Source organism: Pseudomonas sp. HP_01 (genome assembly GCF_055284355.1).
Genome location: NZ_JBTOPV010000055.1, coordinates 1 through 11,696 on the forward strand (window position 1 = coordinate 1; position 11,696 = coordinate 11,696).

The window sequence follows — 11,696 nt, forward strand, 5'->3', positions numbered from 1 at the left end:
ATGGTCCGCGTGCATCCAGTCAGGCCGATTCGACCCAATTGTGGATCGTGCGCAGTCAGCGCGATCTGCTGCGGTTTAAATTGTGGGACCGGCTTTAGCCGGGAAAGCGTCGGGTGTGACACCGCACATTTCATGGTGTTCATGCGGGCCTCTTCCCGGCTGAAGCCGGTCCCACTAATAGACCGCATGCGTCCAGTCAGGCCGATACGACCCAATTGTGGATCGTGCGCAGTCAGCGCGATCTGCTGCGGTTTAAATTGTGGGACCGGCTTTAGCCGGGAAAGCGTCAGGTGTCACACCGCATATCTGATGGTGTTCATAAGGGCGTCTTCCCGGCTGAAGCCGGTCCCACTAATAGTCCGCGTGCATTCAGTCAGGCGGGTGCTGCTCAATGGTGGGACCTGACTAAGTCAGCGCGATCTGCTGCGATTTAATTGTGGGACCGGCTTTAGCCGGGAAAGCGTCAGGTGTCACACCGCAAATCTGATGGTCCCCAAACTGGCCTCTCCCCTAGGACGTCCTCATTTACCAGAAATCTCTCGATACCCAGTCGCTATAGGTAAAGCGGTTCACTGCTTTTACTGTTCGCGTTCACAGCGAGGGAGAGCGGCGAAATGCATGGAAGCAAACATGAACGGTCTTTGCGTATCGGTCGATATTCCCAACAGGGAAACGTCTATCTCGTTACCTCTGTAGTAAAGGATCGCAGCCCTCTATTCAGTGATGTTCAGACCGGTCGCCTGGTGGTTAAGGAGATGAAACGTCTGCACGACTCAGGCGTCGTGCACTCATTGGCCTGGGTGGTCATGCCTGATCATCTGCATTGGCTTTTTGAACTCAAGTCAGGATCGCTACCTGCGCTCATGCAAGCGCTGAAGGGCAGAACCTCATTCGCAGTGAACAAGGCACATGGTGCAAAGAAAATGACATGGCAGAAGGGTTATCACGATCATGGGGTCAGGTCCGATGAGGACCTCGTTGAAATGGCTCGCTATGTCATCAACAACCCAATCCGGGCAGGGTTAGTGATGCGCCCGGCAGACTATCCACTGTGGGACTGCGAATGGATGCTTGAGTGGGACGGCCTTTAGCTGTCCCACTGACACACCGAGTGCTCTTAGTGGGACCGGCTTTAGCCGGGAAGGCGTCAGGTGTCACACCGCATATTTGATGGTGTTCATGCGGGCCTCTTCCCGGCTGAAGCCGGTCCCACTAATGGTCCGCGTGCATTCAGTCAGGCCGATTCGACCCAATTGTGGATCGTGCGCAGTCAGCGCGATCTGCTGCGGTTTAAATTGTGGGACCGGCTTTAGCCGGGAAAGCGTCAGGTGTCACACCGCATATTTGATGGTGTTCATGCGGGCCTCTTCCCGGCTGAAGCCGGTCCCACTAGTGGTCGGCGTGCATTCAGTCAGGCTGGTGCAGGCCGACAGTGGGGCTGAGCGCAGTCAGCGGAGCTGGCTGCGCTCGAGGTATCACAATGCTTTCGCCATCCTGCCCGCAAAGAACGCCCAGCCTATCAACAGCAGCGACAGCACGATCAACGGCCATGAGCGCCAGTGCAGGTAGGGCGTGAGGTTTTGCATCGGGGTGACTTCGCCGTACATCACGGCGCGCTCGAACTGCGGCACGGTGGTGGTGATTTCACCGAACGGGTCGATCAGCGCGCTGACACCGTTGTTGGTGGCACGGATCATCCAGCGCCCGGCTTCCAGTGCGCGCATCTGCGCCATCTGCAAGTGCTGCAGCGGGCCGATCGAGGTGCCGAACCATGTGTCATTGCTCACCGTCAGCAGCAAATCGCTTTGCGCGGAAAGCCCTGCGGCGAACTCCGGATACACCACTTCATAACAAATGAACGGCGCGATCTCATAACCCTTCGCCTGCAACAGCGATTGTCCTGACGGCCCGCGCGCGAAATCGGACATCGGCAGGTTGAAAAAGGAAATCAGCCCACGCAACAGGTCCTGCAACGGCACGTACTCACCAAACGGCACCAGCTTCTGCTTCAGATAAGTGCCATCGCCTTCGCCCGTTACGGTGATGGCGTTGTAGTAACGGTATTCCCCGTGAGTGCCTTTCTCACGCAGCGGCACGCCGGTGATCAGGGCGGAATCGCGCTCGGCCGCAAACTTGCCCATCATCGACAGGTAGCCTTCGACCGACTCCTTGAGCACTGGCACCGCCGTTTCCGGCCAGATGATCAGGTCAGCTTTTTTCGAGGTGAACGTCATGTCGCGGTACAGCGCGAGTTGCGCGTTGAGCGCCGCCGGGTCCCACTTCATGCTCTGCTCGACGTTGCCCTGCATGGCCGCGACGGTCAGCGGCTTGCCGGAAGGCTCGGTCCAGGCGTGATGTTTCAGCGCCAGCCCGGCAACCCACGGCGCCATCAGCAACACAATGCCTGCCGCCAACCTTGGCGCGCGTGTGCGTAAACGAGGCAGGTTGCACAGCAACGCGGCACTCAGCGCGAGCACAAAAGAGATCAGCCACATGCCGCCCAGCGGAGCGAGCCCTTTGAGCGGCCCGTCGAGTTGGCTGTAGCCGGAATAGAGCCAGGGGAAACCGGTGAGGAACCAGCCGCGAAACATCTCCTGGCCAAACCACAAAGCGGCAAAGGCCAGTGAATCGGCCAGCGGCGCTTCGTTACGGCGGATCCAGCGGGCCCAGATCCACGCCGGCAGGGCGAAGAAAAACGCCACCGCCGCGCAGAACAACACCATCAGGAAAGCCGCCAGCCAGACCGGCGCCTCGCCATAGGTGTGGATGCTGACGTAAATCCAGCTGGTACCGCCGCCAAATAGGCCAAACCCGTATGACCACCCGCGCCAGAGGGCTTGGCGCGGTGTGAGGTCGCGCAGACCGAGATAGAAAACCACCAGCGCGAGGATCGCCAGCGGCCAGATATCGAACGGTGCCAGGGCCAGGGTAATCAACGCGCCGGCCACCATGGCCAGCAGGTTACCGGGCCAGCCGGGGCGGGTGATCCAGCGCATTTACATTCCTTAAAACGGGCAGGGCGTTTACGTGCGGTTGATCGGGCTCAGGCGCAGCAAGTGAATACGACGGCTGTCGGCATTCAGGATGCGGAAACGGTACGCGCCGATTTCGGTGATTTCATTACGCTTGGGCAGATGCCCGAACGCGTTCATCACCAGACCGCCGACGGTGTCGAATTCGTCATCGGAGAACCCGCTGTCGAAGAACTCGTTGAAGCTCTCGATCGGGGTCAGCGCCTTGACCAGAAAGTCGCCACTGGGCAGCGGCTTGATGTAGCTGTCTTCCTCGACATCGTGCTCATCTTCGATGTCGCCGACGATTTGCTCGAGCACGTCTTCGATGGTCACCAGACCCGCCACGCCGCCGTATTCGTCAATGACGATGGCCATGTGATTGTGGTTGGCGCGGAATTCCCGCAACAGCACGTTCAGGCGCTTGGATTCAGGGACGAAGGTCGCCGGACGCAGCAGGCTTTTCACGTCGCCGCTGCCACCGTCTTCCTTGAGAATAAGCGGCAGCAGGTCCTTCGCGAGCAATACGCCCAGCACGTCATCGTGGCTTTCGCCGATGACCGGGTAGCGCGAGTGCGCCGAGTCGATAACGGCCGGCAGAAATTCGCGTGGGGTCTGGCTGGCCTTGATGCTGATCATCTGCGAACGCGGCACCATGATGTCGCGCACCTGCAGGTCGGCGACCTGAATGGCACCTTCTACGATGGCCAGCGCTTCACTGTCCAGCAGCTTGTTCTGATGGGCTTCGCGCAGCAGCTCCAGCAGCTCCTGGCGGTTTTTCGGCTCATGGGCAAATGCCTGGGTCAGTTTGCCCAACCATGACTTTTGCCCGTTGCTCGATCGGTCTTCGCTCATAGCCCTTACTCGTGATCCTTGGCTGATGTTTCTGAATGGGGTGTGTCGGAATTGGCCGCTTCTGGATGGAGAGCGTCGACAGATTCGTCGTCTGCGTAAGGATCCGGATAGCCAAGCTCTGCAAGCAACTCCCGTTCCAGCGCTTCCATCTCTTCGGCTTCGTCGTCATCGATGTGATCGTAGCCCAACAAATGCAGACAGCCGTGAATGACCAGATGCGCCCAATGGGCATCCAGTGACTTGCCCTGTTCAGCGGCTTCACGGGTGACCACAGGCACGCAGATGACCAGATCGCCCAGCAGCGGAATGTCCAGCATCTCGTCGGGGACGTCGGCAGGAAACGACAGCACGTTGGTGGCGTAATCCTTGTGCCTCCACGTGTTGTTCAGCTCTCGGCCTTCGGCTTCGTCGACAAGGCGAATGGTCAGTTCCGAGTCGGCCGAACGCTGGCGCAGGCCCATTTCACACCAGAGGCGGAATTGGGCTTCGCTCGGGGCGCTGGCCTGACTCGCGAGTTGCAGATCCAGCTCAAGCATCGCGGTGATTGTCCCGTGAACCCTGAGGGGCGGCCGGATTGTCGTTGCGTTCCTCGTAGCGTTCGTACGCTTCGACGATGCGCTGCACCAGCGGATGGCGCACGACGTCCTTGGGCTTGAAGTGGGTAAAGCTGATGCCCGGCACGTCCTTGAGCACGTCGATGACGTGGTTCAGACCGGATTTCGTGCCCTTGGGCAAGTCGATCTGGGTGACGTCGCCGGTGATCACGGCCGTGGAGCCGAAGCCGATACGGGTCAGGAACATTTTCATCTGCTCGACGGTGGTGTTCTGACTCTCGTCGAGAATGATGAAGCTGTTATTAAGGGTACGACCACGCATGTAGGCCAGCGGCGCGACTTCGATCACCTGCTTCTCGATCAGCTTGGCGACGTATTCGAAGCCGAGCATTTCGTACAGCGCGTCATACAGCGGGCGCAGGTACGGGTCGATTTTCTGGGACAGGTCGCCGGGCAGGAATCCGAGCTTTTCGCCCGCTTCTACGGCAGGACGCACCAGCAGGATGCGGCGAATGGTCTCGCGCTCAAGCGCATCCACCGCAGCGGCCACCGCCAGATAGGTCTTGCCGGTACCGGCCGGACCGATGCCGAAGTTGATGTCGTTGGCGAGGATTTCCTTTACGTACCGCTGCTGATTCAAGCCGCGCGGGCGAATCATGCCTTTCTTGGTGCGCAGAGCGACGCCGACTTCGGCAGCAGGGTGGTTGTCCAGCTCTTCGACGCCGGATTCCTGCAGGAACAGATGGACCATGTCCGGTGACAGCTCGGTCGCTTTCGTTTCCCGATACAGCCGGCGCAACAGGTTCTCTGCCGAGGTGGTTTGTTTGCGCTCGCCGATCATCTCGAACTGGCCTCCGCGATTGCGGATCTCGATGTCCAGGCGCTGTTCGATCAAGCGCAAATGCTCGTCGAATTGCCCGCACAGATTGGCGAAGCGGTGAGCCTCGATAGGTTCGAGGGTAAAGCGATGTGGTTCGATAGGTGCGTTCAAAGTGGTTTTGGGCCGCCCGACGGCAATGTGAAGTGACGTGAAGGATAACCCCTGCAGGCAGTGTCCGGAAGGGTTCGCTCACTAATGGATAAATGAGCTGCGCAGACGCCCGGCAGGACACGCTCTAACAGACAGCCCGCCGGGCCCGCGAGGCGAATCGCGAGCCGGGGCAACCGACGTATGGCGGCTGTCCGGCCCCTGATTCAACGCCCGGGCCTGCACACAAAAAAACATGCGTGGCGACTACATTGGGGCGCTTTGGCTTATTGCAACAACGACCCGCGCAGCGAGTGGGGTTGGGCGCTGTCGATGTAGACGTCGGTGAACTGGCCGATCAGCCGGGGGTTGTCGCAGCGGAAATTGACGATCCGGTTGTTCTCGGTACGGCCCTGCAATTCGCCGGGGTCCTTCTTCGAATAGTCGGTGACCAGAATGCGCTGCACGGTGCCGGCCATTTTGCGGCTGATGTCCAGGCCCTGACGGTTGATCAGGTCCTGCAGCTGCTTGAGGCGTTCTTTCTTCACTTCTTCCGACGTGTCGTCGGCCAGATCGGCCGCGGGTGTGCCGGGACGTGCGCTGTAAACGAAGGAGTAGGAGAAATCCATGCCGACGTCTTCCACCAGCTTCATGGTTTGCAGGTGATCCTTCTCGGTTTCGCCCGGGAAGCCGACGATGAAGTCGGAGCTGATGCAGATGTCCGGAACCGCCGCACGCAGCTTGCGCAGGCGTGACTTGTATTCGAGCACCGTGTGATTGCGTTTCATCGCCGCGAGAATCCGGTCGGAACCTGATTGCACGGGCAAATGCAGATGCTTTACCAGCTCCGGCACTTCGGCGTGAGCCTGAATGAGGCTGTCGGAGAATTCCAGCGGGTGCGAGGTGGTGTAGCGAATGCGGTCGATGCCGTCGATGGCGGCAACCACGCGGATCAGTTCGGCCAGGTCAGCGAGGCGCCCGTCGTGGGTCGTGCCGCGATAGCCGTTGACGTTCTGGCCCAGCAGGGTCACTTCACGCACGCCGTTCTCGGCCAGATGAAGCACCTCGTTAATGACGTCGTCGAACGGCCGGCTGACTTCTTCCCCGCGGGTGTAAGGCACCACGCAGAACGTGCAGTACTTGCTGCAGCCTTCCATGACCGACACATAAGCGCTCGGCCCATCGACACGGGGCTCGGGCAAGTGGTCGAATTTTTCGATTTCGGGGAACGAGACGTCGACCTGTGGCAGGCGCGTGATGCGGGCCGCGTCGATCATTTCCGGCAGACGGTGCAGCGTCTGGGGGCCGAACACCACGTCGACGTAAGGCGCGCGGTCGCGGATGGCCGCGCCTTCCTGACTCGCCACGCAGCCACCGACGGCGATGACCATCTCGGGGTTTGCCAGCTTCAATTCGCGCCAGCGGCCAAGCTGGGAGTACACCCGGTCCTGCGCCCGCTCGCGGATCGAACAGGTGTTGAGCAGGATGACGTCAGCGTCTTCCGCCCGTGCGGTGACTTCCAGTGCTTGATGTTCGCCCAGCAGATCGACCATGCGCGAGCTGTCGTACTCGTTCATCTGGCAACCGTGGGTTTCGATGTAAAGCTTCTTGGCCATGCGGGGGTTCATCAGGTGATTCAAAGAACCGCGCATTATAGGGATGCGGGCCCCGGCTTCCTAGCGTCGTCTAACCAGCGGCATGCTATAGTTCGCGCCCTTTTCAAAACGCTGACCACTGCCTGCCTGTTATGACCAAACGCGAAGCTCCAATCTACAAGGTGATTTTTCTTAACCAGGGACAGGTGTTCGAGATGTACGCCAAACAGATCTATCAGAGTGATCTGTGGGGTTTCCTGGAAGTAGAAGAATTCGTCTTCGGCGAGCGCACCACCGTCGTGGTCGACCCCAGCGAAGAGAAGCTCAAGGCGCAGTTCGATGGTGTGGTGCGCAGCTTCGTGCCGATGCACTCCATTGTGCGAATCGATGAAGTCGAGCGGATGGGCACAGCGAAGATCACTGAAGCGCGTCACACCGGCAACGTCATGCCGTTTCCGATGCCGATGCCGGACAAGTAATCCAGGTCAGGGCTTGGCGCTGTCATCAGGGAAGGGCGCAAACGGTGTGCGTCCTTCAGCCGTTTGCAGCTCCGCCAGGTATTTGCGGAAGATCTGACCGAGCACTTGTGTGGCCACTTCCAGATCTTCGCGCTTCATTTGCGCGGATACTTCGTCCGCCTGATCCAGCGCATCTTCCGAACCGTTGACCGCGGCCATTTTCAGCACGATATACGCCTGAATATTATTGGCCTGCACCCCTTCGCCACGAAAGAACATCAAGCCCAGTTGGTACTGCGCCTGGGCGTGCCCCTGCAACGAAGCTTTTTCGAAATAGTTGAGTGCCTGGGGCAAGTCACGAGGCGCACTTTTGCCCTCGTAATAGAACTCCCCCAACTCGTATTGCGCCTGCGCATCCCCATCCTGAGCCGCCTGCTGACAAGCGGACAACGCTGCTGGCAGGTTGTCTGGCTGGGTATTGAGGGTGCAACGACCCACCGCCGGGATCAACAACGAGTTGCCACCTGCATTAGCCAGCAGGGGATGAAGAAGCAACAGGCAGCCCAATGCAAGGGCGCGGCCGGTGCGATTCATGGAAGTCGACTTACCTCTGAAAAAGGTGCGGGCATGCCCGTCCAGCTAAACGTGCTGGCTGCGCATTATGAAATAAGCGAGGGCAACCTTACAAAGTCTTTACTGATTTTCTGCTGCGCGGGCCTTACAACGCTGAATTCAGGAGGTTTTGCCGCTGCATAATGACGCTTTCGGGCCATGGCTGCTCCTGAAAACGCTGGCTGATGCACGTTTGCTGCCGCTACGCGCCAGATCGCGGGACAAGCCACGCTCCTACAAACCTTCCATTGCCCAGCGTACGGATGCAGCGCAGCAAACACTGTGGTGTAGGAGCGTGGCTTGTCCCGCGATCGGCTGCGCAGCAGTCGTAACACCAGACGGCGCCGATGCCCGGGCGGAATCCCTTCCGCCCGGTCTGCCCGTTATTTCAGCTGAGCGAATGCCTTTTCTGCCGCGTCCAGCGTCTGCTGCAACTCTGCCTCGCCGTGGGCGATAGAGGTAAAGCCGGCTTCGAACGCGCTTGGCGCCAGGTAAACGCCGCCTTCCAGCATCAGGTGGAAGAATTGCTTGAAGCGATTGGCGTCGCTGGTCATCACATCCTGGAAGGTGACGATCTCTTTGGCGTCGCTGAAGTACAGGCCGAACATGCCGCCCGCCTGGGTGGTCACGAACGGGATGCCGGCGGCGTCGGCGCGCTGTTGCAGGCCTTCCAGCAGGCGCGTGGTGAACGCACTCAGTTCGTCGTGGAAACCCGGGCGGCTGATCAGGCGCAGGGTGGTCAGACCCGCCGCCATCGCCAGCGGGTTACCCGACAGCGTGCCAGCCTGATACACCGGCCCCAGCGGCGCGATGTGCGACATGATTTCGCGCTTGCCGCCGAAACAGCCGACCGGCATGCCGCCGCCGATGATCTTGCCGAACGTGCTCAGGTCCGGCTTGACGCCGTAGTACGCCTGCGCCCCACCGAGGGCAACGCGGAAACCGGTCATTACTTCATCAAAAATCAGCACCACACCGTGCTCGTCGCAGGCTTCGCGCAGGCCTTGCAGGAAACCCGGCGCAGGCGGCACGCAGTTCATGTTGCCGGCTACCGGCTCGACGATGATGCACGCCACTTCCTGGCCGACGTCAGCCAGCATCGCCTTGACCGCGTCGATGTCGTTGAACGGCAGGGTCAGCGTGTGCTTGGCGAAGGCCGCCGGTACGCCGGGCGAGCTCGGCACGCCCAGGGTCAGTGCGCCCGAACCGGCTTTCACCAGCAGGCTGTCGGAGTGGCCGTGGTAGCAGCCTTCGAATTTGATAATGCTGTCCCGGCCGGTAAAACCTCGGGCCAGGCGGATCGCACTCATGGTCGCTTCGGTGCCGGAGCTGACCATGCGCACCATCTCCATCGACGGCACGATCGAGCAGACCAGATCGGCCATCTCGGTTTCCATCGCGGTCGGTGCGCCGTACGACAGCCCGTGTTCCAGCTGCTTGCGCACGGCATCCAGCACGTCCGGGTGGCTGTGGCCCAGAATCATCGGGCCCCACGAACCGACGTAATCGACGTAACGCTTGTCGTCTTCATCGGTGACGTAAGCGCCGACCGCGTGTTTGAAGAACAACGGCGTGCCACCGACGCTTTTGAACGCACGGACCGGCGAATTGACACCGCCGGGGATGTGTTTCTGGGCATTGGCGAAGAGGGTTTCAGAACGGGACATGATGAGGTCTCTGTTTGAATCGGGAATGAATGAGTACGCAACCAGCCTGACGCAGCGTCAGGCGGGCTTGAACAGATCGTTGAAAGCCCGGGCGCGACGGGTGACTTCCTGGGTGGTTTCCGCGCCGAACAGCCCGTGCACGACGGCCAGCAGATCGGCGCCATGGGCCACCAGCGGCGCGGCGTTTTCCAGGGTAATGCCGCCGATCACCGCAATGGGCAGCTTGATGCGTTTGCGCGCCTGGCTGAGCAGGTCGAGGCTGCAGGTCGGTGCGCCGGGTTTGGTCTGGGAATTGAAGAAGCGTCCGAAGGCGACATAAGAGGCGCCGTCGGTCTTGGCCTTGTCGGCCAGCTCGAGCTGCGCGTGGCAGGTCGCACCGACAATGGCTTTGTGACCGAGCAGGGCGCGGGCGTCCGGCAGCGAGCCGTCGGTTTGCCCCAGATGCACGCCAACGCCCAGGCGCGCGGCCACTTCGGCGTCGTCGTTGATGATCAGGCGGGTCTTGTAGCGCTCGCACAGCTTGAGCAGCGCCGAGGCCTCGCGCAGGCGGCGGGTTTCGTCACCGGATTTGTCGCGGTATTGCAGAAGGGTCACACCGCCATCGAGGGCGGCTTCAACGTAAGACAGGAATTTGCCGGCCAACAGCTGGCTGTCGGTCACGGCATACAAGCCACGTAATCTCATCAAGGTGCCTCTTTTTCGTGGCGTTACGAGCAGAAATCCAGCGGCAGGCGGCGCGGAACGAATTGTCCCCGGCCCAGCTGTTCGGCATCGCGCAGCGTGCGCCAAGTGTAGTCCAGCGCCATTTGCACAGCACCGATCAGGTCCTGACCTTGGGCCAGTCTGCCCGCCAGTGCGCTGGCCAGTGTGCAGCCGGAGCCGTGATAGCTGCCCGGCAGACGCTGACAGGTGAAGGTGCGTGACTGACCGCCGCGGATGTACAGGCGGTTGTGAACTTCGTGCTCATCGCCATGGCCGCCGGTGATCAGCAAGTGCTCACAGAACGGCAGCAGCTTCTCGGCACACTCGTCGGCGGTGCCCTCAGGGAGCTCGGCCAGAATGCGCGCTTCCGGCAGGTTCGGCGTGGCGATGGTGGCCAGCGGGAGCAGACGCTCGCGCATCGCGTAACCCACTTCGTCCTTGCCCAGACGCCCGCCGCCACCGGCGCGCAACACCGGATCGCAGACCATCGGCAGATGCGGATGCGCCGCCAGCAGTTCGACGACGGTGTCGACCATCTCCAGCGAACCCAGCATGCCCAGCTTCACTGCTGCGACGGTGGAATCGTTGAGCACGGCATTGGCTTGCGCCAGCACCCATTCGCGATCCAGCACGCGAAAGTCAGTGACGTTCACGGTGTCCTGAATGGTCAGGGCGGTGACGGCGGGAGCCGCGTGGCAACCCTGGGCGAGCAGGGCTTCGATATCTGCCTGCAAGCCGGCGCCGCCACTGGGGTCGTGGCCGGAGAGACAGAGGACAACAGGGCGGGAGCTATAGATATTCATGGTGCGCGAGCTTACCACTAAAGTTTTTGCCGGTCCCACTGAGTGCGCGCCCTGCCTTTAGTAGGACCGGCTTCAGCCGGGAAGCGCCAGTGCAAACCCCATCATTTTTGCGGCAGGACGCATGCTGTTAGTGGGACCGGCTTCAGCCGGGAAGGGGCCGGTGCGTACGCCATCAATTTTGCGGTGAGGCATCTGACGCCTTCCCGGCTAAAGCCGGTCCCACTAAGTGCATTGCGTTCAGCCAGTACCACTAGGCAATTTTCTGGCTTACGCCACTTCCACTATGTGCACGCGGTGATTTAGTGGGACCGGCTTCAGCCGGGAAGGGGCCGGTGCGTACGCCATCAATTTTGCGGTGAGACATCTGACGCCTTCCCGGCTAAAGCCGGTCCCACTAAGTGCATTGCGTTCAGCCAGTACCACTAGGCAATTTTCTGGCTTACGCCACTTCCACTATGTGCACGCGGTGATT

The 11,696-nt window shown here is 60.6% G+C and carries 11 protein-coding genes; 2 read left to right on the forward strand and 9 right to left on the reverse strand.

Annotation, left to right across the window (positions count from 1 at the left end; translation table 11 throughout):
• Positions 1 to 614 precede the first annotated feature (614 nt).
• On the forward strand, positions 615 to 1,091 hold the full coding sequence (locus ACYAR8_RS21730) for an REP-associated tyrosine transposase (RefSeq protein ID WP_463581032.1): 477 nt from the start codon (positions 615 to 617) through the stop codon (positions 1,089 to 1,091).
• 384 nt (positions 1,092 to 1,475) lie between these two features.
• Here ACYAR8_RS21730 and lnt read toward each other — a convergent pair whose 3' ends face one another.
• The 5 genes from lnt to miaB all read right to left on the reverse strand — a co-directional run bounded on the left by lnt (position 1,476) and on the right by miaB (position 7,003).
• A complete protein-coding gene (lnt, locus tag ACYAR8_RS21735; protein ID WP_074892701.1) occupies positions 1,476 to 2,996 on the reverse strand; it encodes an apolipoprotein N-acyltransferase in 1,521 nt (506 codons plus the stop codon).
• Between the two features lie 27 nt (positions 2,997 to 3,023).
• Positions 3,024 to 3,866, reverse strand: a complete 843-nt coding sequence (locus tag ACYAR8_RS21740) for an HlyC/CorC family transporter (RefSeq protein ID WP_065988361.1) — start codon at positions 3,864 to 3,866, stop codon at positions 3,024 to 3,026.
• A 5-nt stretch (positions 3,867 to 3,871) separates the two neighbouring features.
• Entirely contained in the window at positions 3,872 to 4,402 is a 531-nt protein-coding gene (gene ybeY, locus ACYAR8_RS21745) for an rRNA maturation RNase YbeY (RefSeq protein WP_074892700.1), read from the reverse strand.
• Positions 4,395 to 5,411 (reverse strand): PhoH family protein, encoded by a 1,017-nt coding sequence (locus tag ACYAR8_RS21750; RefSeq protein ID WP_463581033.1) that lies wholly within the window; start codon positions 5,409 to 5,411, stop codon positions 4,395 to 4,397. The genes ybeY and ACYAR8_RS21750 overlap by 8 nt, the downstream gene beginning before the upstream one ends.
• Positions 5,412 to 5,674: 263 nt before the next feature.
• The gene (gene miaB, locus ACYAR8_RS21755) at positions 5,675 to 7,003 is read right to left on the reverse strand and encodes a tRNA (N6-isopentenyl adenosine(37)-C2)-methylthiotransferase MiaB (protein WP_172609812.1); all 1,329 of its coding nucleotides are present in this window, start codon (positions 7,001 to 7,003) and stop codon (positions 5,675 to 5,677) included.
• Positions 7,004 to 7,134: 131 nt separating this feature from the next.
• On the opposite strand from miaB, the gene ACYAR8_RS21760 reads away from it, so the two are divergent.
• Positions 7,135 to 7,461 carry a DUF1820 family protein gene (locus ACYAR8_RS21760; protein WP_065988358.1) on the forward strand — a complete coding sequence of 109 codons (327 nt, stop codon included), beginning with the start codon at positions 7,135 to 7,137 and terminating at the stop codon, positions 7,459 to 7,461.
• 6 nt (positions 7,462 to 7,467) lie between these two features.
• Here ACYAR8_RS21760 and ACYAR8_RS21765 read toward each other — a convergent pair whose 3' ends face one another.
• The 4 genes from ACYAR8_RS21765 to ACYAR8_RS21780 form a co-directional block, all read right to left on the reverse strand.
• The gene (locus ACYAR8_RS21765; protein WP_108121605.1) at positions 7,468 to 8,034 is read right to left on the reverse strand and encodes a tetratricopeptide repeat protein; all 567 of its coding nucleotides are present in this window, start codon (positions 8,032 to 8,034) and stop codon (positions 7,468 to 7,470) included.
• A 401-nt stretch (positions 8,035 to 8,435) separates the two neighbouring features.
• Positions 8,436 to 9,719 carry a glutamate-1-semialdehyde 2,1-aminomutase gene (gene hemL / locus ACYAR8_RS21770; protein WP_463581034.1) on the reverse strand — a complete coding sequence of 428 codons (1,284 nt, stop codon included), beginning with the start codon at positions 9,717 to 9,719 and terminating at the stop codon, positions 8,436 to 8,438.
• Between the two features lie 57 nt (positions 9,720 to 9,776).
• Positions 9,777 to 10,403, reverse strand: a complete 627-nt coding sequence (thiE, locus tag ACYAR8_RS21775) for a thiamine phosphate synthase (RefSeq protein WP_074892695.1) — start codon at positions 10,401 to 10,403, stop codon at positions 9,777 to 9,779.
• A gap of 23 nt (positions 10,404 to 10,426) precedes the next feature.
• Positions 10,427 to 11,224, reverse strand: a complete 798-nt coding sequence (locus tag ACYAR8_RS21780; protein WP_074892694.1) for a hydroxymethylpyrimidine/phosphomethylpyrimidine kinase — start codon at positions 11,222 to 11,224, stop codon at positions 10,427 to 10,429.
• Positions 11,225 to 11,696: the final 472 nt, after the last annotated feature.

Bases quoted from the DNA above. Each gene is read 5' to 3' on its own strand.
- ACYAR8_RS21760 (WP_065988358.1), top strand. From the start codon at position 7,135: ATGACCAAACGCGAAGCTCCAATCTACAAGGTGATTTTTCTTAACCAG.
- lnt (WP_074892701.1), bottom strand. From the start codon at position 2,996: ATGCGCTGGATCACCCGCCCCGGCTGGCCCGGTAACCTGCTGGCCATG.
- hemL (WP_463581034.1), bottom strand. From the start codon at position 9,719: ATGTCCCGTTCTGAAACCCTCTTCGCCAATGCCCAGAAACACATCCCC.
- ybeY (WP_074892700.1), bottom strand. From the start codon at position 4,402: ATGCTTGAGCTGGATCTGCAACTCGCGAGTCAGGCCAGCGCCCCGAGC.
- ACYAR8_RS21765 (WP_108121605.1), bottom strand. From the start codon at position 8,034: ATGAATCGCACCGGCCGCGCCCTTGCATTGGGCTGCCTGTTGCTTCTT.
- thiE (WP_074892695.1), bottom strand. From the start codon at position 10,403: ATGAGATTACGTGGCTTGTATGCCGTGACCGACAGCCAGCTGTTGGCC.
- ACYAR8_RS21730 (WP_463581032.1), top strand. From the start codon at position 615: ATGCATGGAAGCAAACATGAACGGTCTTTGCGTATCGGTCGATATTCC.
- miaB (WP_172609812.1), bottom strand. From the start codon at position 7,003: ATGGCCAAGAAGCTTTACATCGAAACCCACGGTTGCCAGATGAACGAG.
- ACYAR8_RS21740 (WP_065988361.1), bottom strand. From the start codon at position 3,866: ATGAGCGAAGACCGATCGAGCAACGGGCAAAAGTCATGGTTGGGCAAA.
- ACYAR8_RS21780 (WP_074892694.1), bottom strand. From the start codon at position 11,224: ATGAATATCTATAGCTCCCGCCCTGTTGTCCTCTGTCTCTCCGGCCAC.